The sequence below is a fragment of the Streptomyces sp. UC4497 genome (assembly GCF_054871485.1).
The window spans coordinates 409828-434207 of record NZ_JBTYHB010000001.1 but is presented as its reverse complement, the minus strand read 5'-3'; the positions used below and the strand labels follow the sequence as shown (position 1 = coordinate 434207).

Genomic DNA, 24380 nt, shown 5'->3' with positions numbered 1-24380 from the left:
GGAGCAGTACGGGGAGCACGGGTCCGGCGCGACGCGCGTGCCGCAGGCCCTCGGACAGCGGGCCGGCGCGCAGGCCGGTGACGGCGGGGAGGACTGTCACGTCGTCAGCTCCCCGTCGGCCGGAAGAGTTCCGCCGCCGTGCGCAGCAGGATGCTGATGTCCTGCCACAGCGACCAGTTGGCGATGTACGCGTTGTCGAACCGGCAGCGGTCCTCGATGGACGTGTCGCCGCGCAGCCCGTTGATCTGCGCGAGCCCGGTGATCCCGGTCGGCATGCGGTGCCGTTCGCTGTATCCGGGGTGCGCCTCGCTGAACTTCACCACGAAGTACGGCCGTTCGGGTCGCGGCCCGACGAGGCTCATGTCGCCGCGGAAGACATTCCACAGCTGAAGCAACTCGTCGAGTGAGGTGCGGCGCAAGAAGCGGCAGAACCACGTCATGTGGTGCTCGGTGGCGACGCTCCAGCGCGTCGCGGATTCCAGCGGGTCGGCGGGGCGGTGCGTGCGGAACTTGAGCAGCGTGAACGGCCGGCCGTCCTTCCCGATGCGCTCCTGCCGGAAGACGACGCCGGGCCCCTCACTGACGCGCAGGCACAGGGCGCACGCCGCCAGCACCGGACTGGCCAGCACCAGCAGCAGCGCGGACACCGTCACGTCCAGCGCCCGCTTGCCGGGATGCAGCGGGAAACGCGGGCCGACGAGGGGCCGGCAGCGGAACCCCGCCAGAGGCCGTGCCGCCTCGCGCAACCGCGGGACGTACGGGGACGGGTCCGGGTCCAATTCCCAGATCTCGCAGCCCAGTTCGGTGAGGCCGCGCAACCAGGGCTGCTGCTGCGGGGCGCCGGCGCTGCCCAGCACGATGGCCCTCCGGACGCCGTTCTGGATCACTGCGAGCCGCATGTCCTCCAGGGTGGTGAGGACCGGCAGGGCGGGCGGCGCGTCGTCCGGCCGCTGACGCTCCACGGCGCCGTCACCGACGATGCCGACGGGGCGAATCCCGCTCGCCGGGTGCCGCTGGAGGGCGGCGGCGACGCGCGTGGCGGCCGGCTCGCGACCCACCAAGAGCACCGCGCACGGCTGCCGCACCAGCGCCACCCGCCGCCGCCAGTGCACAAAACCCCGCCCCAGAAGGGTGAGGGTGACGTGCACGGCGCAGCCCAGAAGCAGGGTCTGGCCCGGGATCCGGTGGAGCAGGGACAGGATCCCGCAGGCGGCCGTGAGGACACACCACGCAGCCGCGGCCCGACCGACGACCGTGGGGCAGTCGTCGAGCATGCGCTGCTCGTGGGAGAGCCGGTAGAGGCCTCCGCTGCCGAACAGGACGAGCACGAGCAGAACGAACCCGCCGACCAGCCACGGCTGTTGGGTGAGCGGAGTGAGGACGAGTGCACCGAGGAGGGCTGCCCCGCCGTCCGTCGCGCACAGCAGGGCCCGTGGCGAGCCGGGGGGTGAGTCGCCGGCCAGGCTGATCGGGGGGCTGTCCGGGGTCCGTTGGGTGATGACGGTCGTGGCGCCCGTGTCGTCCCCGGCGGGCTGCCGGGTGGGCGATGCGACGGTTCGTTCCCGGCTCACGTCGTGATCGGCTCTCTGCACTCGATGGTCTCCAGCCCCAGAAGTTCTCCGTACACGTCCGCGACCGCCGCGGCGGTCCGACGGACGTCGTGCTGCGCGCGCACGTGCCGGCAGGCGGCACGGCCCAGCGCGCGAAGGTCGTCGGGGTCGCGGAGCAGACCCACGAGCGCCGTCGCCATGGCCACGGGATCGTCCGGTTCCGTCAGGCACCGGGGTGTCAGTCGGGGCGGCAGGCTCTCACGGGCCCCGTTGACATCCGTGACGAGCACCGGGCTGCCGCAGGCCATGGCCTCCAGGGGAGCGAGCGCCATGCCCTCCCATCGGGACGGCAGCACCACGAGGTCCGCCGCCCGGTACCACGGGACCGGGTCGTCGAGCGCTCCCGCGAAGGTGACCGAGGGCGGCGCCATCGCTCGCAGCCGCGCCGCGTCCGGACCGTCCCCCACGAGGACGAGGCGGGCTCCCGGCACCGCGCGCAGGACCGCAGGCCACGCCGCGAGGAGCACGTCCTGACCCTTCTGCCGGCACAGCCGTCCCACACACACGACGAGCGGCCCCGATGCGGATGGGCCGAACAGGCCCCGCCCGTCCGGCTCTTCAGGGTGGAAGCGCTCCAGGTCCACCCCGTTCGGCACGAGCCGCCATTCGGCTTCGATCCCATGGCTGGTGCCGGTGTGCCGCTCGGCCCCGCTGACGCAGAGCAGCCGGGAGGCCCAGCGGGCGCCGCGCCGCTCCCACGTCACGGAGAGGCGTGCGGTGACCCCTTCGACGGCTTCGAACGACCAGGCATGCGGCTGGAAGACGGTGGGGATCCGGCCGCGCACCACGAGGCGGGTCACCAGGCCGGCCTTGGCGCTGTGGGCGTGGATGACATCGGGGCGTGACCGGGACACCACGTCGGCGAGCCGACGCCCCTCTCGGATCAGGCTTCTTCCCGGAAGCCTGGAGGCTTCCCACTCCAGAACCTCGCAGTCGAGACCGGCGACGCTCCGCCGCAGGCCTCCGGAGGTGGGGCAGGCCACGAACACGCGCATACCCGCGGCGCGTTGGATGCGCGCGAGGTCGGCCACCACGCGCGCCACTCCGCCGTCGGTGGGCTGTGTCACGTGAAGTACGCGCGGTGACAAGGGTGCAGACGTCACATGCATCGCCTCTTACGCGGGGGTCCGCTGCTGGGGCCGCACACCTGGCCTGCTGATGGTCGAGTGGAGAACGCGTCTCTCCGCCGCCATGACGCGGCGCAGGAAACAGCCTTTCGAATTTCGCACTGCTTCCCTTTCAGGGATGAGTGGACGCTCTGGAGCGCCAGTCAACAAATGAGAAAGTCACACGATTTCGTCCACTTCCCGCACCTGATGTCGACCCGATCGGGGCGGTCATGAAAGTGCCGTGAAGGGTTTTAGTTAATACACCATTGTGTTGGAGTTGTGAAATACCCGGTCAACTTGGCGCCGCGCCCCCTGTCGCAGGTCGTCGACTGGCGTGTTGCGTGCGATCGGCGCCGCATCCCTGGGGAGTCGCCTTTCGTTGGGGCACGCGTCGGAGGGCTGGTTTCCGGGTGGTCATGGCTATGTTGGTGATGTGAAAATCTCGACCACTCTGCGACGCGTTCCCTCTATGGGGGGAATTTCGTACTGGTGTCGCAGAAAGGGGTGCTGACTCCGAATGGGTCATCTTCCTGAACCGGACTTACGAGGAGGAGAGGTTCCGTGAACCCCCAGGTGTTCCTGACCGGCGCGCAGACCGTCGATGGCGGCGCGGCGCCGGTGGCGACCGGACGACCACCGGCGGCGAAACCGCTCGTGACCCGGCGCAGCGCGGGGCTCATCCTGCTCGGCGCCGCCTGCAGCGCGACCGCCGTCCTTCAAATTCGCCCGTTCGAAAGGGGCGGACCGGCCCCAGAGGCCGAGGCGTTCGACGAGATGTACCTCGGCCGGAGGATCGTCGGGACCCTGCCGGCCGGGCCGGGGGCGGCGGGGGCCGGCGCGTGGCAAGTCACTGTCGACGGTGAGCCGTTGCACCTCATGCGTCGCGCCGACGGCACGTATCTGAGCATGGTGGACCACTACGCGGCCCACCCCACCGCGCTCGGCGCCGCCAAGGCGGCCGTGGCGGAGCTCGGTGACCAGAAGCTGCGGCCCCACGAAGGGGGGCGGTGAGGCCCGTGGTGTACACACGACAGAACCAGCGCACCCTCACCAAGGCGCAGAAGCGGCGCTTCGTCGACGCCGTGCTCGCCGTCAAACGCTCGGGCCGGTACGACGAGTTCGTGCGGATGCACATCGACTTCTACGTGGGGGACGGGGACGGCGGCCTACGGGTGGCGCACATGACCCCGTCGTTCTTCCCGTGGCACCGCAAGTTCCTGCTGGAGTTCGAGAAGGCCCTGCAGCGGGTGGACTCGGGCGTCACCGTCCCGTACTGGGACTGGACCGTGGACCGGACACCGGCCGGCTCCCTGTGGAGCGACGACTTCCTCGGGGGCAATGGCCGCCGCTCCGACCGCCAGGTGACGTCGGGGCCCTTCGCGCACCGCCACGGACACTGGGACATCAAGGTGGCCGTGACCGACGGGGACTTCCTGATGCGGGACTTCGGCCGTCCGCAGGCCCCGGTCGACCTGCCGAGCAAGGCGGATCTGGCCGATGCCATGAACGAGACCGTGTACGACGTGGAGCCGTGGAACTCGCTGGCGCCCCGTGGCTTCCGCAACAAACTCGAAGGCTGGCCCATCCGTCGGGGCGACCGCACATGGTTCAACCACAATCAGGTGCACCGGTGGGTGAGTGGGCACATGCTCGGCGCCGGTTCGGTGAACGACCCGGTCTTCTGGCTCCACCACGCCTTCGTCGACCTGTGCTGGTCGCGGTGGCGGCAACGCCATTCCGGGGCCGACCGCTACCTCCCCGCGAAGGCGCCCGGGCCCGGCGAGGCGCAGCGCGGCCGCGTGCTGGCGCTGGGCGACACCATGCCGCCGTGGGACACCCCGTTGCGTGACATGCTCGAGCACAAGTCGCTGTACCGGTACGAATGATCGTGCGCACGAACGAGGGCCCCCGGCCACCACGAGAACTCAAGTGGTGGCCGGGGGCCCCGGTGTGTCCTTGGGGATCAGCCGCCGTAGCCGGCGTCGTCGCCGTAACCGCCGTCGTCACCCTCGTCGCCGTTGACGCAGGTGTTGCCGAAGGCCGGGTTCAGCGCGCCGATGACGTTCACGGTGTTGCCGCAGACGTTGACCGGGATGTGGATCGGGACCTGGACCAGGTTGCCCGACAGGACGCCCGGGGAGTTGGTGGCAGCGCCCTGAGCACCCGCGTCAGCCATGGCCAGGCCGGCGCCACTGAGCACCACGGCGCCCGTACCGACAGCGACAGCGGCTGCCTTCGCGATGCGAGACATCACGTTCTCCTTATGTATTGCAGATGCGGCCGCGTGGTCGCAGCCGTCGGCTCATTCAACGGCGCGGCCCACGCATGGTCACGGTTCATACACGTACAGATCGCGAAAAAGACAAGAATTCAGCCTCAATGGACGATGCTTGGGGATCCGGTACCGGTACATTCCGGGCGTGCGTGTGTCGCGCCGCACGTCGGGCCGTATCAGCGAGACAGCGCCGCGTCGGCGGCAGAGGAGAGCACACATGAAGGTGGTCTGTGTCGGCGGGGGGCCCGCGTCCCTGTACCTGGCCATCCTGCTGAAGCTGCAAGGTCGCAGCCGGGACATCACCGTGTACGAGAAGAACCCCGCCGGGTCGACCTACGGATGGGGCGTCACCTACTGGCCGGACATGCTCACCCTGCTGGCGGCACATGACGAGGTGTCAGCGCGCGCCATCGAACAGCACTCGGTGCGCTGGAACGGCGGCGTGGCGCATGTCCGCGACCGGATCACGACCCACCACGGCGACGAGGGCTTCGCGATCGGCCGCCACCGCCTGCTGGACATCCTCGCCGAGCGGGCGACCTCGCTGGGTGTCGACGTACGCTTCGGACAGCCGGTTCCGCAGGGGACTTCCGGCCTCGAAGGCGATGTGATCGTGGCGGGGGACGGGTCGCGGAGCACACTGCGCGAACAGCACGCGGAACACTTCGGCACGCGGGTCGCCCTGGGGCAGAACCGGTTCATCTGGCTCGGCACGACAAGGGTGTTCAGCTCCTTCACCTTCGCCTTCGTGGAGACCGCCCACGGCTGGCTCTGGTGCTACGCATACGGTTTCGACGGCACGCACAGCACCTGCATCGTCGAGTGCGCACCCGGGACCTGGACGGGGCTCGGTCTCGACGTCATGGAGCGGACCGCCGCCCTGAAGCTCCTGGAGCGCCTCTTCGCGGACGTGCTCCAGGGCCATCCGCTCATCGGCCGCACCGACACCGACGGGCCCTCGCAGTGGCAGCAGTTCCGCACCGTCACCAACCGCGTCTGGTCACACGGCAACATGGTCCTGCTGGGCGACGCCGCCCACACCACGCACTACTCCATCGGCGCCGGCACCACCTTGGCGATGCAGGATGCGATGGCGCTGGCCGACGCGCTGCGCGACCCCGCCCCGCTCCCGGCCGCGCTCGACCGCTACGAACGGACTCGCCGACGCGAGTTGCTCCCCCTGCAGAGCGCGGCCCGGCACAGCGCGAACTGGTACGAGAACCTGACGCGTTACATCCACCTGGAACCCCATCAGATGTTCGCCCTCCTCGGCCAGCGCCATTCGCCCCTGCTTCCCCATGTCCCACCCCAGCTCTACTACCGGGTCGACCGAGCGGTTGACCAGACACAGACCCTGCGCTCCCTGAAACGCTGGCTCGGCCCCCGGGTGGCGCGCGTCCTGCAGAAAAGGTGACCCCGCGAACCGGATCGGTTCAGTGGCGGCGTGGCACGGGGCGGGAGACGGCGGTGCGGGGTTGCGATGAGTGCCGCCAAGTCGATTCGGCCGGCCTGCCAGGGCCTGTCCGGTGACCTCTTCACCGGACAGTTCGGCCGGCCACTCGTCCGAGCGGAACACCTTGGCGGTTGCTGGAACGGACCCGATGACGCGCACAAGCTGGGGGCGAACGGGATGCGCAGGTGGAACTACGCGTTATCCAGGGCCGTAACCGGGAGGCGGAGTACGAGGTCGGGCTGTTGAGCGAGGGCGAGGCGCGCCGGAAACAGGGGCCCGGGATCAGTGGCCGAAGAAGCGGTGGGCCACGCCCTCCAGGTGGGTGCGCATTGCCGTTTCGCGGGCTGTCGCGTCGTCCGACTCGAAGGCGCTCAGTACCGCGGCGTGTTCGGCGAGGGCCTCCGCCGTGTCCGTGATGCGGCCGCCGGTGAACCGGCGGAAGCGCTGGATGTGGGCGCCCAGCGGGTCGATGGTCGCGACGAGGAATCGGTTGCCCGCGGCCTCGGCGATGGCGGCGCCCAGCCCACGCGGCAAGCGGACCTCAGCCTGTGATGTGGGTCGGTTGGTGGCTACCAGTCCGGCGACAGCCGGGACGAGTTCGTCCAAGAGGTCGCGCCGACCGAGGGGGAGCCAGGGTCGGCCAGCTCTTCAAGTGGGCGATGCCATGCTCGACGCGAATGCGTCGAGATGCGTGAGCCGTTCCTCCCCTCAGGGGGCTACTTGCTTTTGCCGGAGATGAAGCGATCGCGGCCGTCAATGCCTACGGGCGGCGGCCGCGGATCTCGGTGGCGTCGATGATGGCGCTCCGCCCGCTGGTCCCGAGGTATTCGACGACGTCAGCGAGCGTGGGCAGCCGGGTGCCCGGCCCCACCGCACAGCCACGCTGGGGCGGCAAGCGCCGGATCTCCCCGAGCGCACCGGCCCCCGTCGCCTCGTACGCTCCGCAAGGTGTCGGGACCGCTGAGCGGCCCACAACGGGCCGATCCCAACGGCGAGTTCAGCGGTCACGTCCCCGCTCAGGCCGGTAATCCGCGGACGGTTGACGATCACGACACGGGCAACGCTCTCCACGAACGAGCTCGTTAGGCAACCGCCGTCAAGTACAAACAGCGCAGGGCGTCCTCGCCGGAGATGCGGGCCGGGCCGCCATGGTCAGTCGGCGCGGCAGTCGTCGAGGAATGTCCTCGCCGCGGCCAGCAGCTCGGGTTCCGTGACATCACCGGGATCCCTCGCATCGACATCCGGCACGAAGTCCTCGACGACGTAGAACAGTTCGTTGAGTACGGCGAAGTCCGCGTCCGAGATTCCCTGCTGGCTGCGGAACTCCTCTCAGAACCGTGAGTCGAACTGCAGCGCGTCGATCCGTCCGGAGACGAAGAGCTCAGTCAGGCGCACGTAGGGTGCGAGTGCACTGGAGGGATTCCCGCGGTGCCCCATCACTGGTTCCATTCGACGACCCAATTTCCCTCGTCGAAGAACTGCTCCAAGGAGGCGAAGTCCTCCACCCACTCGTCGCTTCCCGCCACCTTCAAGGCGTCGTCGGCGGCGGTCAGCACCAAGAAGCTCGGAGGATCGTCCGGGAGCTTCTGGATGTATACGTAGCGCCCTTGTTCATCGCCCGAGGCGATCCGCCCGAGCGTTTCTACCTTGATCATTCCACTTCCTCGGTCGCGGTTCCAGGAGGTGGTGGTCACCGCTCTTGGCCGCACATACCTTCCTCCAGCTCCTGGATGTCCCGGTCGCCGGATGCGACACAGGTCCAGCGGTCCGGATCCTGGTACTCCCAGCTGGTGGGGTCGGCGAGGAGCGTGTCCAGGGCCTGGCCCGTCACCTCTTCGCTGGTGTGGTCAGCGGGCCATTCGTCCGACTGGAACACCTTGATGAAGCCGAGGCGCTGCCAGCAGCGGATCAGGCGTGTGAAGCGCGGAATGTGCGTCCGCCACTCCTCCTCGTCCTCGGTCTCCGAGAAGTCGGCCAATACTGCCCACAGGTCCGACCCCTCTCCTCCGTTGATGAAGAGGCAGTACTCGTCGTCCTGCCATTCCTTCACGGGGCGCGCTCCATCCTCAGCTCACTCGTCCAGGCTCGGTGAGGGCCTGCCCGCCCATCATGCCCGGGCGGGCCCGCAGCCGGAATCGATTTCTGCGGAGGTAGGGCCGTCGCTGTCTGTCTGCCACGACACGTGTCGAGGAAGACATGAAGCAGTCGGATCCCAACCCGGCCGCTACAGCCCTGGCAGCACCCGCAGCTCGTGCATTGCCGAATTCCGTGCCAGCGCCGGGTATTGAGCTTCGATGTGCTCCAGGCCGTTGGCGATGAAGGACCGAACCTCGGACGTGTATGCGTCGAGCGGGCAGCTCAGGGGTGGTGGCGGAGTGCCACGATTGGAGGTGAACCGCACCTGATCGCCCGCGAGTTCCAAGCGGATCACGTACGTATTCTCGGTGAAATCGATCTGCGCCGACCCCTCAGTGCGCAGGCGCTGCAGTGAATGCCCCAGGCTGAACATGATGTCAATCAAGGGGTGTTGATCGTACGAAAGGAAAGCGTGGCCTTCGATGGTGAAGTCGACCGGGTAAAAGAAGAATCCGTAGCGCAGATCCGTTGCGGTGAGCGCTGCCAGGTCGACTCGGTCGGCCTGCCAGGCCTTTTCCCATCCCGAGCCGATGTCGTTGCGGCTGTCCGGCGTGAAATTGATCTTCAAGGGGATTCCTCCGTATTTCCTTCTTCTATGGCCGGCCCGGTCGGCCGGTCGCGGCGCCGACTGTCCCAGGTCTTCCCCACGCGCGTAGACCCTGGCACGATCTGTGCCGATCCACCTGCACCACAGCTGTCACACCCCACTCAGGCACTGGCAGGAAGGACCGCGATTCCCATGCGTATTCGCTCCGCGCTCACCGCGCTCGCCCTCACCACGGGCGCTCTCGTCGCACCCGGGTTCGGCGTGCTGACGAGCGCCACCGACGCGTTCGCCGTCACGAAGATCTCGCATGCGACGGCGACGTCGATGTTCAGATCGGTCGGGATCACCTGGTCGTCGTCCGGCGGCTGTTCCGACCGGAATGTGTCCACGTGTACGTCGTTCGAGCAGCTCAATCTCGCCACCGCCCAGGGTGCCCAGACGCTGAAGTCGGCCAGTGGGTGCGCGCTCAACATCACGGGTGGCACCGAGACCGGCCACGCGAGCGGCACGTACTCGCACTGGAACGGTTACAAGCTCGACTTCGGCAAGAGCACCTGCGTCACGAGTTACGTCAAGAATCACTTCTCCTACATCGGTCTGCGCGGCGACGGCGCCCCGCAGTACAAGGCCGCGTCCGGCAACGTGTACGCCGACGAGGGCAACCACTGGGACGTGACGTTCTACAACTGCGGTGGCTGCTGACCGCAGCAGATGTGTGGGACCGCGGACCGGCGGTCCCACCGGACCGCACAGCCCAACCCCGTTGAAAGGGTGCAGTCAGTCATGAGCAGCCAGCCCGAAGGAACCTCTCTCCCGCCCGCCAGACGTGCCGTCCTCGGCGGGACGCTGGCCCTCGCCGCCGCGGCCCTGGCGCCCGGCGCCGCCGTCGCCTCCCCGCGGCCACCCGACCGCGGCGCCCGCGGGACCACCGTCACCGACGCCACGTACGCCAACGACGCGGCGACGTCCGGCGGCGACCCCTACGTGTTGTTCGACGAGCCCAGCGGCTACTACTACGCGTACTGCACGGGCGGTTCGGACGACGGCTACTACTTCGGTGTGCACCGCTCACCCGATCTGTCGACGTGGGAGCGGCTGCCCGGTGGCGCGTTGCGTGTCGACGACCCGAAGCAGTGGGGCAAGGACTGGTTCTGGGCGCCGGAGGTCTACCGCAACCCGGACACCGGCCTGTACTACCTGTTCTACGCGGCCCGGATGGGCAGTGCCCTGGCCGAACGGTACTTCGGCTACGCGGACTTCGAGGAGCCGTGCTCGATCGGCGTCGCGGTGTCCCGCACGCCCGAGGGGCCGTTCCGCAACATCGACGACCGGCCGCTTGACTACCACCCGTACAAACCGGACTACCACGACGTCAACCTGATCATGGACGCCGACCAGCTCACCCCGCCGGCCACCGAGGAGGAGGGGCGCACCGCGCCGCTGGGCTCCTACATCCCGATGATCGACGCGAACCTGCTCTTCGACGAAGGGCGGATCTACCTCTACTTCTCCAGCAACGCCTACCGCAACTGGGTGTGGGACACCGGCCTCGGCAAGTACATCGAGGAATCCAACATCGCCGCCGTCGAGCTGACCACGCACTGGTGGCGGGACCCCGAGGGCGCCACCATGCCCACCATCCAGCCCCGTTACGTCGACGCCAACGCGCGGGCGGATTCCTCCGATGCGCGGCGCCGGGACGGGTTCGTGCCGATCCTGACCTACGCGGGCGATCCGCAGTCCTGGGAGGACGCACACGTCAACGACCATGCGGCGTCGGGCGGTTCGAAGAAGGACCGTCGCTGGGAAGAGGGCTCCACGGCCTGGCGGCACGACTACGTCCACGCCGGTGAGCGGCGCACCTTGTACTACCTGACCTACTCGGCCAACAACTTCGAGAACCAGTACTACGGCGTGGGTTACGCCGTCGCGGAGCACCCGCTGGGTCCGTGGCGTAAGTACACGGACAACCCGGTGCTCTCGCAGAATCCCGACGTCGGGATGTACTCCACCGGCCACGGCAGCCTGACCTCCTCACCGGACGGCAGCGAGCTGTACTACGTGCACCACGGCCGGACGTCCCCGACGTCGCCCGACCGCGTCGTCTACACCGAGCGGCTGCGCATCGACGACCACCGCTTGGATGCGGCCGGGCATCCTCTGCTCACCATCGACCAGTCCACCGGCGACGAACCCGTACCCGCCGGAACCGCCCCGTTCAGGCTCACCGCCCGACCGGCTGCCGTGAACGTGGGCGGGGCGGCGGACGTCGTCTGTGCGGTACGCAGCGCCGCCGGCGCCACGTTCGACCTGTCGGCGCCGGAGAACCGGGTGCGGGCCGAAGCGCGTCCGGCCGGCCTGGCGTCGGTACGCGTCGAGGACGGCACGGTGACGCTCAGCGGGCTGCGCAGGGGAGCGGCACGGCTGACGCTGGTGTACCAGCGGCGCCGGGCGGACGGGTCGTACCGCGACGTGCACCAGGCGCGCCACGGGTCACGACCGGAGGCGGTGTCGGTGACGGTGCCGGTCGTGGTGCGGTGACTCAGGCAGACGCCGGCGCCCGGTCGGCCGCGTACTCGTGGATCCAGGCGAGGTGACGCTCCCATGCGTCGGGGGCGCCGAGGCGTCGATTGCGCGCCTCGGCGCGGGCACCGTCGGGGAGATGAAGGACGTCGGCGGTCGTGATCGACGCGACCTGCACCTTGCGGGTGCGCTCCAGACGCCGCCCCTGGTAGCGCAGCCGCGCCGACTCCCAGTCCTCGCCACGGGCGAGCGCGTCGGTCAGGCAGTCGGCGAGCACGATCGCGTCCTCGATCGACTGGTTCGCGCCCTGGCCGTGGTGGGGGACGAGCGCATGGGCGGCGTCCCCGAGCAGGGTGACGCGTCCCTTGCTCCACCGGTGCAGAGGCGGCCGGTGGAAGAGGCCCCAACGATCGCCGCCCGGCACCGCGTTGATCATCTGGATGACGGCGGGGTGCCAGCCCTCGAAGGCGGCGACATGTTCCCCGGGCGTGCCGGGTGCGAGCCATGCCTGTTCGGGCCACGGCCCCTCAAGTCGCTTGACCAGCAAGAAGTTCTGCTCGCCGCTGCCGATCGGGTAGTGCAGCAGATGGCCGCCGGGACCCATCCAGAACTGGATCGCCTCGGGGTCCGGGAGCAGATCCAGGTGCTCGGGCCCGACGATGCCGCGCCAGCCGTAGCAGCCCGAGAAGCGGGCATCGTCGTAGCCGACAACTTCACGGCGAAGCAACGACTTCGCACCGTCGGCGCCAATGACCAGGTCTGCCTCGGCACGGTCGCCGTCGGCGAAGTGCAGGACCGCAGCCGCGGCGCCGCTGTCGTCGATGCGAACCAGACGCTTCCCCAGGTGGAGGCCGACGCCGCCGAGGGCGCCCGCGAGCAGCTGTTGGATGTCGGCACGGTGGATGCCGTAGTACGGCGCTCCGCACCGCGCCCGGTAGGCCTCGCGGGAGAGCACCCTGCCGATCGCGCGGCCGTCCCGGCCGTCGCGGAAGACCAACCCGTCGACATCGGCTGACTTCTCCGCGAGCCTCTCGCCGATGCCGGTCCTGTCGCGGAGGAAGCGGGTCGCGTTCGCCGACAGGGCGACCGCCGCGCCCACCTCGCGCAGTTGCTCCGCCTGTTCGTACACATGAGGTTCCAGGCCCTGCCTGCGCAGCTCGACGGCGAGGGTCAGTCCTCCGATCCCCGCGCCCACGATGGCGATCCTCCGCCCTGAGTTCACACCGGTCATGCTCGACTCCTCTCGCTCGGTCGGTCGGACGGTTCGACGCTAGGGCGGGTGCGAGGTGCGCGACATCGGCGACCAGTGGCAACCTTCACCACCGCGGTCCGACAGTGTGTCGGAGCGTGTCTACGATGCGTCCATGCAGCGGATACCCGACCTGGACGACGCGGTCCAGGACCTTTCCGAGGCCGTCGGGCACCGGCTCATCCTCATCGACGAGACGATGCGAGTGGTCGGCTACTCCATGCACGAGACCGAGACCGACCGCCGGCGCCTCTCGCACGTCCTGGCCCACAGCGACGCGTGGGAATCGCCGCGAACAGCCGCTCGTGCGTACTGTGTTGAGCCGGTCCCCGTGCTCGGCGAGTGCCTGTTCCTGCGGCTCGCCGACCGGAATCACCGGATCACGGGCCACTTGGTTCTCGTGCTCGGCACGGAGCCCGTTCCGGTCGATGTGCTCGACACACTGGTGGCGGCGGGCCCGTCACTCGGGGACCTTCTGGCGCTTCGCGGCCTCCGCGCCGAGCGGGAGCTCGCGCGCTCGCGGAGCCTGACCGTCGACCTGGTCACCGGTGGTCCGGAGCGGCGAGCAGCCGCGGCCGAGGCGCTCGTCGCCGAGCGGATCCTCAGCGCATCGGGGCGGTACTGCCCGGTCGTGCTCGGCACCGATCCGCGTGCCGCCTCACCCTGCGACGGCGAACGGGCGGGCCTGGCCGTCACGGTGACGCTCAGGTTCGTGGACCGGTCCTCGACCGCTTCCGCGGCCGGTGCGCTGCTGCCCGACGGCTTGGGAGTCCTGCTCTTCCCGCGGCCGGTCGTCCAGGACCGGCTGACCCGTATTCTCGAACAGCCGCAGGTCGCGGGCGTACGGGCCGGCATCGGCCCCCTGGTCGAACTCTCCGACGTCCACCGCTCCTTCGAGCGCGCACGGCTGGCCTGGCGTGCCTCCTGCTTCGCACCGCAGGACCATCCGACCGTCACCGGCTGGGAGCAGGTGGGCCTCGACGGCACGCTCGCGCGGCTGCCGCTGGAGACCCTCGGCGTCGACGAGCTTCCTCCGCCGGTCCACCGCCTGATCACTGCGGGTCTCGGCCTCGAGCTCCTGACCACGCTGGACTGCTACCTCGACGGGGGCGGCGACGCCCAGCAGACCGCTCGGGCGCTCGGCATCCACCGCTCGACGCTGTACTACCGGCTCGGCAAGATCCGCGCCGCCGTCGGAGGCGACCTCGGCGACGGCCGACTGCGTCGCGAGCTCCACACGGGCCTGAGGATCGCCCAACTCGCCGGTCTCGGACCGTGGGGCGACCCGTAGGCGGTGACGGTGGCTCGGCCTGCGCATGTTGCGATATCCGCTGCCAACGAGGCGATATCCGCTGACACCTATGCACAGGGCAGCCATGAGTAGATTCTTTGTAGCCGTGACCCACCTGACGCTGCTGAACGGTCCGATGGACCGACCCTGGGGAATACGAACGGCCGGCTTCGAGGATCCGGCCGGCCATATCTGGGAGATCGCACAGTGACCGCGGCCGAGTCCCCGACGGCGAACGCCGAGGTTCAGGTCCTCCTGTCCGTTCTGGACGCACAGCGCCGCCATGTCCTCGGCGTACTCGACGGGCTGGACGCGGAGGCACTGCGGCGGCCCGTGCTGCCGTCCGGATGGAGCTGCCTGGGGCTCGTCCAGCACCTCGCGCTCGACGTCGAGCGGTTCTGGTTCCGTGCCGTCATCATCGGCGATCCCGCTGTCATCGCATCCCTCGATGACATCGACGACGCCTGGCAGGTGGCCCCCGACGTACCGCACACCGAGGTACTCGACCGATACCGCGCGGAGGCGGACCTCGCAGACACCGCCGTCGCCGCTGCGGGCCCGGACACCCCTCTGGCCTGGTGGCCCCACCACCTCTTCGGCGAACCGCACTTGCACACCGTTCGCGACGTCCTGCTGCACGTCATCACCGAGACCGCGTGCCACGCAGGACATCTCGACGCCGCACGAGAACTCATCGACGGCCGACGCTGGCTGGTCCTGACCTGAGACCGAGGTGGGAAACAGCTCGATGACCAGCGGTGCTAGACCGCGGTGAAGCCGCCGTCGGCGGCGACCACGGCTCCGGTGATGAAGCTGGAGCGCGGTGAGGCGAGAAAGCACAGGACCTCGGCGATCTCTTCGGGCTGCGCGACGCGGCCCAGGGGCTGCGCGTCGGCGAAGGACGCCAGGTACGCACGGCTGTCGGAGCGGAACGTGTCGAGGAAATCGGTCTCGATGACGCCTGCGGCAACGAGGTTGGCGCGGATGCCCACCGGCCCGCCCTCGACGGCGAGCACCTTGGTCAGCTGGGCCAGAGCACCCTTCGAGGCGCTGTAGGCGGCGCCCTCGGGCAGGGCGACGGTGCAGGTGTAGGAGCCGGTACTGACGATGGCGCCGCCGCCGCGCCTCTTCATGGCCCGGAAGGCTTCGCGGGTGCAGAAGAAGGCGCCGCGGGCGTTGACGTCCATCACGGCGTCCCAGTCCTCGGCGGTGGTTTCGGTGAGGGGCTTGTTCAGGGTGCGTCCGGCGTTGTTCACCAGGATGTCCAGTCCTCCGAAGGTGTCCAGGGCCGATTGCACCGCGTGGACGGCGGTCTCCTCCTGCGTGATGTCGCCGGGCACCGCGAGTACGCCGGGAAACTCGTCCGGCAGAGCCGTGATGTCGGGGCGCAGGTCGAGAGCGACGACGCGGGCGCCACGGGCGTGGAGGAGTGCCACGGTCGCCTTGCCCACGCCGCGCGCGGCCCCGGTGACGAGGGCGGTCTTCCCTGCGAACTCGGCGGATTCGGAGGCTACGGATGTCGCTGCGGACGCGGTCGCAGTGGCCGTCGTAGTTGTCATGGTGTGTGGTCCCTGGAGGAAGTGAGTGTGTGTGCAGGCGCAGGTGGTCGTGGACCCCGCGCACCCCGGTCGGTGTGTTCAGTGCGCGGTGAGTCCACCGTCGACCACCAGCTCCGAGCCGGTGACGAACGAGGAGTCGTCGCAGGCCAGATAGAGGATCGCGGGGGCGATCTCGTCGGCGCGGCCGGCGCGGCGCATGGGCGTGCGCTGGATGTCCGGCTGCTGGTCGCCCTGGTCGTCCAGGATTTCCTGGATCATCGGTGTGGCGATCACCCCGGGATGCACCGAGTTGATCCGTACTCCCTGCCGGGCGTACTCGACCGCGGCGGTCTTGCTCAGCAGGCGCACGGCTCCCTTGGACGCTTGGTAGGCCGCGGCCGCACCGCTTCCCACCAGGCCGAGTACCGACGACGTATTGATGACCGACGCGTTGCCGCTCGCGCGCAGGAGCGGCATCGCCGCCTTCATGCCGAGCCATGTGCCCTTCTGGTTCACGTCGATGACGCGGTCCCAGGCCTCTTCCCGCGTGTCCTCGATACCCGGCCAGTCCACGATGCCGGCGAGGTTCACGAGCACGTCCAGCGTTCCGAACCGGTCGCGTACGAGGGCGATCACCTCGTCCCATTCCCGCGCGGAGGAGACATCGAGGCGGGCGGCGACGACCTCCGCACCGTGTGCCCCGATCCGGTCGGACAGGTCCCGCAGGGGACCTTCGGCGACATCGGTGATCACAAGGCGGGCGCCTTCGCGGGCGAAGAGCTCGGCGGTCGCTGTACCGAGACCGCCGGTCGCGCCGGTGATCAGGGCGACCTTGCCGTCAAGTCGTTGTCCCGTCATGGGTGGTGTCCTTGCTTCTCGTTGGTGCTGATTGGCTGACTGCTGCGTTGGGCCTGTCGACCCGCCTGCTCTGTCGACGCGCCTACGACGACGGCCGCTCCCGGTAGAGCACGAGGTGCTCGTGGTGGAGCACTCCGTCCCGGATGTCGCCCGTGGCGGTGAACCCGGTGTCGTCGACGTAGTCCAGGTGACTGCCGGTCACCGTGTACCGGCCGGTGTACGCGCTGCGCCGCCCGCCCCGGGCCTCGTCGTAGCGGCCGTCCGGCAGCAGTTCCTGACGGATGTGACCGTCCGCGGTCACCCACATCCCGACCACGTCGACGTGGTCGCCCTCAACGGTTCCTGCCATGGCGGACTCCTCTCCTCGCATGCCGCGGTCCTTCCCGCCGCACCGAGTCTGCGCAGGTCAGCGACCATCAACCAGGACGTGTGCTGCCTGGGTGCGGCACACCCAGGCAGCACATCCGGCCGCCGCCTAGCCTGGGCGCATGGACGACAACCACCTGGGAGAGTTCCTGCGCACACGCCGTGCCGGCCTGCGGCCGGAGGACGTCGGCATGGCGAGCTACGGGGCCCGCAGGGTCGCCGGACTGCGCCGCGAGGAGGTCGCCGTCCTGGCCGGGGTGAACGCCGACTACTACACCCGCCTGGAACAAGGACGCGAGCGCCGTCCCTCGGCCCAGGTGGTCGACGCCCTCAGCCGCGCGCTGCGCCTGGACGCGGACGCCCGCACACACCTGTACCGCCTGGCCGGGGTCACGCCCGACGACCGGCCCTCCGTCCACGCCGCCGAGCGGGTCGGCCCGGCGCTGCGCCAGCTGATGGACGGCTACGCGAACACCCCGGCGTTCGTCATGAACCGCACCCTGGACCTCCTCGCGGTCAACGCCCTGGCCGAGGCCCTCTACGCCCCGTTCGAGCCGGCGGACAACCTGGCCCGCATGGCCTTCCTCGACCCCGCGGGCCGCAGTTTCTACGCGGACTGGGACCGGGCGGCACAGGCCACCGTGGCCAACCTTCGCGAGGCGTTCGGATTCGACCCGGACAGCCCACGGCTGCGCGAACTCGTCCGCACCCTGACCGGGCACAGCGCGGAATTCACCCGCCTGTGGAACGCCCACACCGTGCGCGGCAAGACTCAGGACGCCAAACACTTCCTCCACCCGGACGTGGGCGACCTCACCCTCACCTACCAGGCGTTCGACGTGCGCGAAGCGCCCGGCCAGACGCTCGTCATCTACCACGCCGAACCGGGCAGTCCCAGCGCCCAGTCCCTCAACCTGCTCGGCTCCATCCACGCCACCGGGCGCCAAGCAAACCCGCGGTTCCACCGCTGATCAACGCTGATCAACCGAGCGCGGTCAGCGTGCCGAGGACTCCTCCTTGGCGTACCGGTACAGGTCCTGGGACGTGTCGATCAGTTCCTTCTGCTCCTCCGTCGAGCCGACCATCGGCTGGGACCCGTTGAGGGGCAGTTGTGCGCTCTCCGGCAGGAACTTGACGGTCACCAGACCGATGACCCCGGCCACCATCAAGTAGTAGGCGGGCACCAACTTGTTGCCGGTCGCGTTCACCAGCGCCTCTGTGAACAGCGGGGTGGTACCTCCGAACGCGGCCACGGCGAAGTTGAAGCCGATGCCCATCGCCGCGTACCGCACCGCGGTGGGGAACAGTGCGGGCAGCGTGGCCGCGCTCGGCGCGGCGAAGCACGCGAGGAGCGTGGCGAGGATCAGCACTCCGAAGATGGGCGGCCAAGTGCCCTGCGCCTTGATGAGGAGGAAAGCGGGGATGGCGAGGACGATCATGGCGATGGCTGCGCCCGCGTACAGGGGGCGCCTGCCGATGTGGTCGCTGAGGCGGCCGAGGAAGGTGATGAGAAGGACGATCCAGCCCATGCCGATGAGCACCAGGATGTCCGCCGAGGTACTGGAGCGGTCGAGCGTCTCCGTCTGATAGGTCGGCAGATAGCCGGTGACCATGTAGTTCGTGACGTTGTAGAGCAGGACCAGGCCCATGCACACCAGCAGCGGGCGCCAGTGCTGGCGGACGATGGTCTTGAACTCGCTGCCGACCGAGTCCTGGGCGAGGTTCTTCTCGTGTTCGTCGAGCTGCTGCTGGAAGGCGGGGGACTCCTCCAGCTTCAGCCGCATGTAGAGGCCGATGACACCCAGCGGTCCTGCGATCAGGAACGGCAGGCGCCAGCCCCAGGTCAGCATCTGGTCGTCCGTGAGAACCACGTTCAACACGGTGACCAGCGCGGAGCCCAGGGCGTAGCCGACGAAGGTGCCGAAGTCGAGCCAGCTGGACAGGAAGCCGCGCCTGCGGTCCGGCGAATACTCGGCGACGAAGGTGGTGGCACCGCCGTACTCGCCGCCGGTCGAGAAGCCTTGCACCATTCGGGCGACCAGCAGAAGGATCGGCGCGGCCATGCCGATGGTCGCGTAACTCGGGATGAGGCCGATCGAGAACGTTCCCGCCGCCATCATGATCATGGTGGTGGCGAGCACCTTCTGCCGCCCGATCCGGTCACCGAGCGGGCCGAACACCAGGCCGCCGAGCGGTCGCACCACGAATGCGGCAGCAAATGTCGCGAAGGACGAGATCAGCTGGGCGCCCGGAGAGGCCCCCGGGAAGAACACCTTGCCGATGGTGGCCGCGAGGTAGCTGTAGACACCGAAGTCGAACCACTCCATGCAGTTGCCGAGCGCCGAGGCGCCGACAGCCCGCTTGAGCAGTGGTTTCTCGACGACCTGGACGTCCTGCTTGCGATAGGCCCGCTTGGTGCGTCGCAGCCGGCGAGCCAGTTCCTCGCGCACATGCCGGGGCATCTCCGCGACCGTCTCCGGCATGCGCTTGCGGCCTCTGGTGGTCGGGCCGTCGGAAGGTGTGTGGGCCACGTGCCGATGCCGCCTCTCGCTGTCGTCCTCTTCTCTGCTCGTCAGGGCCGAGTCTCTGCATATTGATCACTCGGCGCACCTCGAGGACGGCTTCCCGACGGGTGCTTCGGCACACCTTGCGTCGGCAAAGCATCGGCAAATAGGCGAGAAGGGAGTTGGAGCCACCTTCTGCGGCTCCGACTCCCGTCCGGTTCTGTGGCGTCCGGTTCTGTGGCTCGGACTCAGCAGCTCAGATTCGCGCCCGGATCGACGCCGAGGATCTGGCTGAACTTCTTGTAGTTGTCGATACGGCTCTGGACCTGCCCGGGGTTTGCCCCGTTGCACTCCAGGGTGCCGTTGATACTGCGGATGGTCTCGCCGAATCCGGCACCGTTAACCATGGCGTTGTGCGGGGTCATGGTGCCGGGGCCGCTCTGCGTGTTCCAGTACCAGAGGCCGGTCTTCCAGGCGACGGCCGCGTCGTTCTGCACGAGATCGGGGTTGTGCAGCAGATCGATGCCGAGCGCGTCGCCCGCGGACTTGTAGTTGAAGTTCCAGCTGAGCTGGATCGGGCCGCGTCCGTAGTACTTGTCGGTGCCCGCCGGACAGCCGTACGGCTGTGAACTGTCGCAATAGTGCGGGTAGTTGGCGGTGTTCTGCTCGACGACGTGGACCAGGCCGCCGGTTTCGTGGCTCACGTTGGCGAGGAAGGCCGCGGCCTCCTGCTTGCGTACGGTGTCGCTGCCCGTGCCGGTGAACCCTGGGTAGGCGCTGAGCGCGGCGGTCAGGCCTTCGTACGTGTAGAAGGAGTTCCGGCCCGGGAACATCTGGTCGAACTGGCCCTGGCTGACGACGAAGTCGGCCTGCGCGTCGATCTTTTCGGCGGACGCGGGGCCGGCCAGGGTCAGTGACCCGAGGACGGCGGCGGTCGCGGTCGCGGTCAACAGACTGAGCGTGCGGAGGCGCATGGCAAAACACTCCGATCAAGGGGGAGTGGTGGGGGGTGGGGGTACGGCGCCGCGGGCCGTGACGGGCCGGGCCCGCCGTGGGGGAAGGGCCCGCGGCGCCGCCGTACCGGGGTGCTCGCTCAGCCGCCCACGTTCACGTCGATGCAGGCGTAGAACGCGTTCGACGTGTCGGCGATGTTCCAGACGGCCAGGACCTTTTGATGGCCCGTCAGCGAACCGAAGTCGACCTGGTGGGTGACCGTGGCCCCCGGCTTCGCGCCGTTGTCGTTGAACTCGGCGATCTCCTGGCCGCCGGCGAAGTACTGCCAGGTGCTGGTGGCGTGCTGCGCCGTCAGCTTCCATTCGAAGGAGGCGTTGCGGGACACGTTGGTGACGGCCCAGCCCTTGGAGTCGTCGTCGAGTTCGGCGAACCGGCTGTTGCCGCCGCTACAGCTCGTCAGCCCCTTGGGGCCCTCGACGCTCTGCGGTTCGTGAGTGATGTCCCCGCACGAGACGGTGCCTGCGGCGCACTGCGCCTGGCGGCTGGGCGGAGTGGAGATGTAGCCGTGGGCGCTCGCCGAACCGGCGGGAAGGCTGACGGCGATGACCGGGGCCAGGGCCGCGCCGATGAGCGCGGCGGTCTTCCTTCTGGCGTTCATGCGTACTCCTTCACTTCAGGTCTTCCCGGCGCGTGCGTGAAGTGGGGGCGCACGCTCGGGTCGGCCTCTCGAGGGTGGGGCCAAGAGGCGCGAAGGGGGCAGGAGAGGGTTCACCCGACGCATTGCGCGGGTGAACTCCCTTGTGCAGAACGGCCGTTGCTTGGACTAGACCATACAAGTGGTCGTGAGCGTGTCAAGGTCTTGGCGTGAAACCCGCGTCCTCCGCGGACCGATGGGTTCCGGCCGCATGCAGCACGTGTGCGGCGCCAACTCCGTGGTAAACGACGGCACATGGAAACCGAATCCCGCACGCAGAGGCGCTCGTGGGGGCGGCGGCTGGTCCGCGTCCTCGTCATGGCGGTTGGTTTCGTCTGCATGGTGGCGTTCGCCGTCGGACTGGCGAAGGCCACCCTGGTCCCGTCCCCCATGTCGGAATCGCTGACGCACACCAACCTGGACCCGGGCAGTTCGATCCGCGTGTACTTCGACCAGCCCGACTGGCTCGACACGATCAAGCAGGTCGGCGGGAACGTCGTCCTCGGGGTGCCGTTCGGAGTGCTGCTGCCGGTGCTCTTCCCGCGCACCCGGGGCTTCGTCCGGGTGGTGCTCATGACGGCGTTGGTGATGCTGACCGTCGAGATCGCTCAGGGGCTGCTGGTCACCGGCCGGGCGTTCGACATCGATGACGTGATCCTCAACGCGGCGGGCGCCTTTATCGGGTATCTCCTCATCGGGCGCAGGCTCGGCCGGGCACTGCACCCGCGCCGCGACCACTGGTGGCGCCGGACGCGCACCGAAGCGGCCGACGAACCGGAGGAAGAGGGTGCGCCTATTCCAGCCAAATCCCGTCGCGCATGATGACCCTCCCGCGCAGTTCCGGCTCGCCGCGCCAGGCGCGTACGGTTCGCGGGGCCACGCGTACGTACACAAAGGAGCCGTCCTCCGAGCGCGGATCCCACCCGAACTTCCCGGCGAACGCCTCCGCCGCAGCCTTCGGCACCTCCTGGTCCGGGAAGCACTCCGCCTCGCCCTGGAGGAGCAGCACGTCGAAGGTGTCCGGCAGCGACAGGTGCACACGCGGCTCTGCGCGGACGTTGCGCGCGGTCGCGGACGCGGCGCTGGTGCACAGCCATGCCGCGCTCCCGTCCCACAGGAACCACAGCGGCACCTGGTGCGGGCCGTGATCGGGGTGCGCCGTCGACACCCATACGTCCCGTTCGGTGGCGAGCCGCTCCAGAGCGTCGCGCAAACGCTCGGCCGTGCGCCGGCGGCGGGCGGTTCCTGTGGTCTCCATGAGGGCCGACCCTAGCCAAGCAGGTGCGAGGAGCGCCTCGGGCGCAGGACCTACTCCCAGCGACCGAAGCACACATGCCTGTGCCCCCGGATCCGCGGATCCGGGGGCACAGGCGGTGGCTCGGGGTCAGAGCCCCATCGAGGCCCGGAACTCGTCGAACGAGACCTTACGGTCGCCATCGCTGTCGATGGTGTCGATGAGCTCCTGCGCGGCCTCCGCGGTGACGCCCGTGTCGCCGAGCTCCGCGACGACCTGCCGGTACTCCTCGGCAGTCAACTGCCCGTCCCCGTCGACGTCGTACCGGTCGAAGACCTTCCGCGCCGCGGCTGCCATGTCGACCACTTGATCCCCATTTCCTTGCTGTTTCAAGACCGCCCCCACTCTAGGACCTCCGGGCACCCGCTCCCGCACCGCCCATCGTTGAGGTGACAGTCGGCGGCCGAGGTAGTGCGGGAAATCCCCGACTCCGCACCGGGATTCCCGGGATGGCTGGGGGAGTTGGGCGTGGATAGCCTCTGAACTCGTTTGGCCAGCACCATCTCGTACCGGGCACCACCCCACCCAGACCCGATGAGGCGCCGTCCCATGACCGAGCCATCACTGCTGTCCGAAATCGAACCCGAACCCCGCATGTCCGAGCGGTACAAGTCCTACATCGTCGGCATCTGTACGGCCGCGTACGTCCTGTCCTTCGTGGACCGCCAGGCCCTGTCGCTGATGATCGAGCCCATCAAGCGCGATCTCAGCCTGACGGACACCCAGTTCAGCCTCCTGAGCGGGCTCGCGTTCTCCGTCCTGTACTCGGTGATGGGACTGCCCATCGCGGCGCTCGCCGACCGCCGCTCGCGCCCCGTGATCATCTCCATCGGCATCGCGCTGTGGAGCCTGGCCACCGCGCTCTCCGGGCTGAGCAAGGGGTTCGCCCACATGTTCCTGGCCCGCGTCGGGGTGGGTGTCGGCGAGGCGTCGCTGACACCGTCCGCGTACTCGATGTTCAGCGACATGTTCCCGAAGAGCAGGCTGGGCCGGGCGGCCGGGATCTACTCGCTCGGCTCGTTCATCGGAGGCAGCGCCGCGTTCTTCATCGGCGGGTACGTCATCGGGCTGCTCAAGGACGTCGACCAGGTGTCCCTGCCGCTCGTCGGGGACGTGCACGCCTGGCAGTTGACGTTCTTCATCATCGGTCTGCCCGGACTGCTCGTCGCGCTCGTGTTCCTGCTGACGGTCCGCGATCCCGTACGGCGCGGACTGGCCCGGGACTCCGCGGGCGCCGTACGGAAGGTGGCCATGCGCGATGTGTTCACCTTCCTGCGCGGCCACGCGCGGACGTTCTTCTGCCACTACGCGGGCTTCTCCTGCTACGCGATGGTGCTGCTCGGCCTCATGGCATGGGTGCCGGCCTTCTACATGCGCGCGTTCGGGCTGAGCGCGACCGAGGTCGGCTATGTGCTGGGCGGAGTCGTCCTGCTGGCCAACGGCTCCGGTGTGCTCTTCGGTGGGTGGCTGGTCGACCGGCTCACCAAGCTCGGACACCCGGACGGAGCGATGCGCGCCGGTGTCATCGGCGCGATCGGCATGCTCGTCCCCGTCATCGTCTTCCCGCACGTCAGGCCTCTGTGGCTGTCCCTGGCGCTGCTCGCGGTCACGATGTTCTTCGCCTCGTTCCCGATGCCCGCGTCCACCGCCGCGATGCAGGTGCTCAGCCCGAACCAGATGCGCGCCCAGGTGTCCGCCGTCTTCCTCCTCATCTCGAACCTGTCCGCCGTGGGCCTCGGGACGACGCTGGTCGCGCTGGTCACCGACGAACTCCTCGGATCGGCCGGGCGCATCGGTACGTCCCTGTCGCTCGTGTATGGCGCCGCCTCGGTCGGCAGCATCGTGCTGCTGTGGCGCGGCTGCGCACACTTCCGCCGGAGCCTCGCGCGCGAGGAACGGCTCGCCGCCCAAGGGCCGGGCGCCGTCGCCCACGAGCCGAACGTCGCCACGTAGTACGACCCGCGCGACCGCGCTTCGTA

At 69.0% G+C, this 24380-nt stretch carries 27 protein-coding genes; 10 read left to right on the top strand and 17 right to left on the bottom strand.

The features are described from left to right. Window positions 1-104 precede the first annotated feature (104 nt). Both ACYSUO_RS01935 and ACYSUO_RS01930 read right to left on the bottom strand, forming a co-directional pair. Window positions 105-1571, bottom strand: a complete 1467-nt coding sequence (locus ACYSUO_RS01935) for a sugar transferase (RefSeq protein WP_461774208.1) — start codon at window positions 1569-1571, stop codon at window positions 105-107. Beyond that, a complete protein-coding gene (locus ACYSUO_RS01930) occupies window positions 1568-2719 on the bottom strand; it encodes a glycosyltransferase family 4 protein (RefSeq protein ID WP_461774207.1) in 1152 nt (383 codons plus the stop codon). The genes ACYSUO_RS01935 and ACYSUO_RS01930 overlap by 4 nt, the downstream gene beginning before the upstream one ends. 561 nt (window positions 2720-3280) lie before the next feature. Between ACYSUO_RS01930 and ACYSUO_RS01925 the strand changes: the two genes are divergently transcribed. Both ACYSUO_RS01925 and ACYSUO_RS01920 read left to right on the top strand, forming a co-directional pair. After that, the gene (locus ACYSUO_RS01925; protein WP_461774206.1) at window positions 3281-3730 is read left to right on the top strand and encodes a tyrosinase family oxidase copper chaperone; all 450 of its coding nucleotides are present in this window, start codon (window positions 3281-3283) and stop codon (window positions 3728-3730) included. A 5-nt stretch (window positions 3731-3735) separates the two neighbouring features. Then, window positions 3736-4605, top strand: a complete 870-nt coding sequence (locus ACYSUO_RS01920) for a tyrosinase family protein (RefSeq protein ID WP_461774205.1) — start codon at window positions 3736-3738, stop codon at window positions 4603-4605. 77 nt (window positions 4606-4682) lie between these two features. On the opposite strand, the gene ACYSUO_RS01915 is transcribed toward ACYSUO_RS01920, so the two are convergent. Next, window positions 4683-4970 carry a chaplin gene (locus ACYSUO_RS01915; RefSeq protein WP_461774204.1) on the bottom strand — a complete coding sequence of 96 codons (288 nt, stop codon included), beginning with the start codon at window positions 4968-4970 and terminating at the stop codon, window positions 4683-4685. A gap of 241 nt (window positions 4971-5211) precedes the next feature. Here ACYSUO_RS01915 and ACYSUO_RS01910 point away from each other — a divergent pair, with 241 nt between their 5' ends. Further along, window positions 5212-6408 carry an FAD-dependent monooxygenase gene (locus ACYSUO_RS01910; RefSeq protein ID WP_461774203.1) on the top strand — a complete coding sequence of 399 codons (1197 nt, stop codon included), beginning with the start codon at window positions 5212-5214 and terminating at the stop codon, window positions 6406-6408. Between the two features lie 321 nt (window positions 6409-6729). On the opposite strand, the gene ACYSUO_RS01905 is transcribed toward ACYSUO_RS01910, so the two are convergent. From ACYSUO_RS01905 to ACYSUO_RS01885, 5 genes are all read right to left on the bottom strand, one after another. Then, window positions 6730-7053 carry an FCD domain-containing protein gene (locus tag ACYSUO_RS01905; RefSeq protein WP_461774202.1) on the bottom strand — a complete coding sequence of 108 codons (324 nt, stop codon included), beginning with the start codon at window positions 7051-7053 and terminating at the stop codon, window positions 6730-6732. 154 nt (window positions 7054-7207) lie between these two features. Next, entirely contained in the window at window positions 7208-7342 is a 135-nt protein-coding gene (locus tag ACYSUO_RS01900; RefSeq protein ID WP_461774201.1) for a hypothetical protein, read from the bottom strand. Window positions 7343-7883: 541 nt separating this feature from the next. Continuing rightward, the gene (locus tag ACYSUO_RS01895; RefSeq protein ID WP_461774200.1) at window positions 7884-8102 is read right to left on the bottom strand and encodes a hypothetical protein; all 219 of its coding nucleotides are present in this window, start codon (window positions 8100-8102) and stop codon (window positions 7884-7886) included. Between the two features lie 35 nt (window positions 8103-8137). Then, window positions 8138-8497, bottom strand: a complete 360-nt coding sequence (locus ACYSUO_RS01890; protein WP_461774199.1) for a hypothetical protein — start codon at window positions 8495-8497, stop codon at window positions 8138-8140. Between the two features lie 174 nt (window positions 8498-8671). Beyond that, a complete protein-coding gene (locus tag ACYSUO_RS01885) occupies window positions 8672-9151 on the bottom strand; it encodes a hypothetical protein (RefSeq protein ID WP_461774198.1) in 480 nt (159 codons plus the stop codon). A 171-nt stretch (window positions 9152-9322) separates the two neighbouring features. On the opposite strand from ACYSUO_RS01885, the gene ACYSUO_RS01880 reads away from it, so the two are divergent. Both ACYSUO_RS01880 and ACYSUO_RS01875 read left to right on the top strand, forming a co-directional pair. Continuing rightward, complete coding sequence (locus ACYSUO_RS01880) at window positions 9323-9832, top strand: hypothetical protein (protein ID WP_461774197.1); 510 nt, start codon at window positions 9323-9325, stop codon at window positions 9830-9832. 81 nt (window positions 9833-9913) lie between these two features. Next, window positions 9914-11671 (top strand): family 43 glycosylhydrolase, encoded by a 1758-nt coding sequence (locus ACYSUO_RS01875; protein ID WP_461774196.1) that lies wholly within the window; start codon window positions 9914-9916, stop codon window positions 11669-11671. Window position 11672: 1 nt separating this feature from the next. On the opposite strand, the gene ACYSUO_RS01870 is transcribed toward ACYSUO_RS01875, so the two are convergent. Continuing rightward, window positions 11673-12884, bottom strand: coding sequence for an FAD-dependent monooxygenase (locus ACYSUO_RS01870; RefSeq protein WP_461774195.1), 1212 nt, complete (start codon window positions 12882-12884; stop codon window positions 11673-11675). Between the two features lie 133 nt (window positions 12885-13017). Between ACYSUO_RS01870 and ACYSUO_RS01865 the strand changes: the two genes are divergently transcribed. Together ACYSUO_RS01865 and ACYSUO_RS01860 are read left to right on the top strand one after the other, a co-directional pair. After that, a complete protein-coding gene (locus ACYSUO_RS01865; protein ID WP_461774194.1) occupies window positions 13018-14193 on the top strand; it encodes a PucR family transcriptional regulator in 1176 nt (391 codons plus the stop codon). A 207-nt stretch (window positions 14194-14400) separates the two neighbouring features. Beyond that, entirely contained in the window at window positions 14401-14919 is a 519-nt protein-coding gene (locus ACYSUO_RS01860; protein ID WP_461774193.1) for a DinB family protein, read from the top strand. 35 nt (window positions 14920-14954) lie between these two features. On the opposite strand, the gene ACYSUO_RS01855 is transcribed toward ACYSUO_RS01860, so the two are convergent. The 3 genes from ACYSUO_RS01855 to ACYSUO_RS01845 form a co-directional block, all read right to left on the bottom strand. Then, complete coding sequence (locus ACYSUO_RS01855; RefSeq protein ID WP_461774192.1) at window positions 14955-15752, bottom strand: SDR family NAD(P)-dependent oxidoreductase; 798 nt, start codon at window positions 15750-15752, stop codon at window positions 14955-14957. A 78-nt stretch (window positions 15753-15830) separates the two neighbouring features. After that, window positions 15831-16589, bottom strand: coding sequence for an SDR family NAD(P)-dependent oxidoreductase (locus tag ACYSUO_RS01850; RefSeq protein ID WP_461774191.1), 759 nt, complete (start codon window positions 16587-16589; stop codon window positions 15831-15833). An 82-nt stretch (window positions 16590-16671) separates the two neighbouring features. Next, a complete protein-coding gene (locus tag ACYSUO_RS01845) occupies window positions 16672-16938 on the bottom strand; it encodes an Atu4866 domain-containing protein (protein WP_461774190.1) in 267 nt (88 codons plus the stop codon). A gap of 139 nt (window positions 16939-17077) precedes the next feature. Here ACYSUO_RS01845 and ACYSUO_RS01840 point away from each other — a divergent pair, with 139 nt between their 5' ends. Beyond that, a complete protein-coding gene (locus ACYSUO_RS01840; protein ID WP_461774189.1) occupies window positions 17078-17926 on the top strand; it encodes a helix-turn-helix transcriptional regulator in 849 nt (282 codons plus the stop codon). A 24-nt stretch (window positions 17927-17950) separates the two neighbouring features. On the opposite strand, the gene proP is transcribed toward ACYSUO_RS01840, so the two are convergent. The 3 genes from proP to ACYSUO_RS01825 all read right to left on the bottom strand — a co-directional run bounded on the left by proP (window position 17951) and on the right by ACYSUO_RS01825 (window position 21071). Further along, the gene (gene proP, locus ACYSUO_RS01835; RefSeq protein WP_461774369.1) at window positions 17951-19417 is read right to left on the bottom strand and encodes a glycine betaine/L-proline transporter ProP; all 1467 of its coding nucleotides are present in this window, start codon (window positions 19415-19417) and stop codon (window positions 17951-17953) included. Window positions 19418-19707: 290 nt separating this feature from the next. Beyond that, entirely contained in the window at window positions 19708-20433 is a 726-nt protein-coding gene (locus ACYSUO_RS01830; RefSeq protein WP_461774188.1) for a chitinase, read from the bottom strand. Between the two features lie 119 nt (window positions 20434-20552). Further along, window positions 20553-21071 (bottom strand): lytic polysaccharide monooxygenase auxiliary activity family 9 protein, encoded by a 519-nt coding sequence (locus ACYSUO_RS01825; RefSeq protein ID WP_461774187.1) that lies wholly within the window; start codon window positions 21069-21071, stop codon window positions 20553-20555. A 291-nt stretch (window positions 21072-21362) separates the two neighbouring features. Here ACYSUO_RS01825 and ACYSUO_RS01820 point away from each other — a divergent pair, with 291 nt between their 5' ends. Beyond that, entirely contained in the window at window positions 21363-21929 is a 567-nt protein-coding gene (locus tag ACYSUO_RS01820; RefSeq protein WP_461774186.1) for a VanZ family protein, read from the top strand. On the opposite strand, the gene ACYSUO_RS01815 is transcribed toward ACYSUO_RS01820, so the two are convergent. Both ACYSUO_RS01815 and ACYSUO_RS01810 read right to left on the bottom strand, forming a co-directional pair. Next, the gene (locus ACYSUO_RS01815) at window positions 21901-22365 is read right to left on the bottom strand and encodes a pyridoxamine 5'-phosphate oxidase family protein (protein ID WP_461774185.1); all 465 of its coding nucleotides are present in this window, start codon (window positions 22363-22365) and stop codon (window positions 21901-21903) included. The two genes, ACYSUO_RS01820 and ACYSUO_RS01815, sit on opposite strands and share 29 nt — an antisense overlap. Before the next feature lie 126 nt (window positions 22366-22491). Further along, entirely contained in the window at window positions 22492-22698 is a 207-nt protein-coding gene (locus ACYSUO_RS01810; RefSeq protein ID WP_267073007.1) for an EF-hand domain-containing protein, read from the bottom strand. A gap of 252 nt (window positions 22699-22950) precedes the next feature. On the opposite strand from ACYSUO_RS01810, the gene ACYSUO_RS01805 reads away from it, so the two are divergent. Then, window positions 22951-24354 carry a spinster family MFS transporter gene (locus ACYSUO_RS01805; RefSeq protein WP_461774184.1) on the top strand — a complete coding sequence of 468 codons (1404 nt, stop codon included), beginning with the start codon at window positions 22951-22953 and terminating at the stop codon, window positions 24352-24354. Window positions 24355-24380 lie beyond the last annotated feature (26 nt).

What these genes read in the sequence shown, in the direction of transcription:
- proP (WP_461774369.1), bottom strand. Translation starts at nt 19,417, where the DNA reads ATGCCCCGGCATGTGCGCGAGGAACTGGCTCGCCGGCTGCGACGCACC.
- ACYSUO_RS01810 (WP_267073007.1), bottom strand. Translation starts at nt 22,698, where the DNA reads ATGGCAGCCGCGGCGCGGAAGGTCTTCGACCGGTACGACGTCGACGGG.
- ACYSUO_RS01910 (WP_461774203.1), top strand. Translation starts at nt 5,212, where the DNA reads ATGAAGGTGGTCTGTGTCGGCGGGGGGCCCGCGTCCCTGTACCTGGCC.
- ACYSUO_RS01850 (WP_461774191.1), bottom strand. Translation starts at nt 16,589, where the DNA reads ATGACGGGACAACGACTTGACGGCAAGGTCGCCCTGATCACCGGCGCG.
- ACYSUO_RS01825 (WP_461774187.1), bottom strand. Translation starts at nt 21,071, where the DNA reads ATGAACGCCAGAAGGAAGACCGCCGCGCTCATCGGCGCGGCCCTGGCC.
- ACYSUO_RS01805 (WP_461774184.1), top strand. Translation starts at nt 22,951, where the DNA reads ATGACCGAGCCATCACTGCTGTCCGAAATCGAACCCGAACCCCGCATG.
- ACYSUO_RS01870 (WP_461774195.1), bottom strand. Translation starts at nt 12,884, where the DNA reads ATGACCGGTGTGAACTCAGGGCGGAGGATCGCCATCGTGGGCGCGGGG.
- ACYSUO_RS01915 (WP_461774204.1), bottom strand. Translation starts at nt 4,970, where the DNA reads ATGTCTCGCATCGCGAAGGCAGCCGCTGTCGCTGTCGGTACGGGCGCC.
- ACYSUO_RS01830 (WP_461774188.1), bottom strand. Translation starts at nt 20,433, where the DNA reads ATGCGCCTCCGCACGCTCAGTCTGTTGACCGCGACCGCGACCGCCGCC.
- ACYSUO_RS01855 (WP_461774192.1), bottom strand. Translation starts at nt 15,752, where the DNA reads ATGACAACTACGACGGCCACTGCGACCGCGTCCGCAGCGACATCCGTA.
- ACYSUO_RS01930 (WP_461774207.1), bottom strand. Translation starts at nt 2,719, where the DNA reads ATGCATGTGACGTCTGCACCCTTGTCACCGCGCGTACTTCACGTGACA.
- ACYSUO_RS01865 (WP_461774194.1), top strand. Translation starts at nt 13,018, where the DNA reads ATGCAGCGGATACCCGACCTGGACGACGCGGTCCAGGACCTTTCCGAG.
- ACYSUO_RS01875 (WP_461774196.1), top strand. Translation starts at nt 9,914, where the DNA reads ATGAGCAGCCAGCCCGAAGGAACCTCTCTCCCGCCCGCCAGACGTGCC.
- ACYSUO_RS01840 (WP_461774189.1), top strand. Translation starts at nt 17,078, where the DNA reads ATGGACGACAACCACCTGGGAGAGTTCCTGCGCACACGCCGTGCCGGC.
- ACYSUO_RS01845 (WP_461774190.1), bottom strand. Translation starts at nt 16,938, where the DNA reads ATGGCAGGAACCGTTGAGGGCGACCACGTCGACGTGGTCGGGATGTGG.
- ACYSUO_RS01820 (WP_461774186.1), top strand. Translation starts at nt 21,363, where the DNA reads ATGGAAACCGAATCCCGCACGCAGAGGCGCTCGTGGGGGCGGCGGCTG.
- ACYSUO_RS01895 (WP_461774200.1), bottom strand. Translation starts at nt 8,102, where the DNA reads ATGATCAAGGTAGAAACGCTCGGGCGGATCGCCTCGGGCGATGAACAA.
- ACYSUO_RS01880 (WP_461774197.1), top strand. Translation starts at nt 9,323, where the DNA reads ATGCGTATTCGCTCCGCGCTCACCGCGCTCGCCCTCACCACGGGCGCT.
- ACYSUO_RS01815 (WP_461774185.1), bottom strand. Translation starts at nt 22,365, where the DNA reads ATGGAGACCACAGGAACCGCCCGCCGCCGGCGCACGGCCGAGCGTTTG.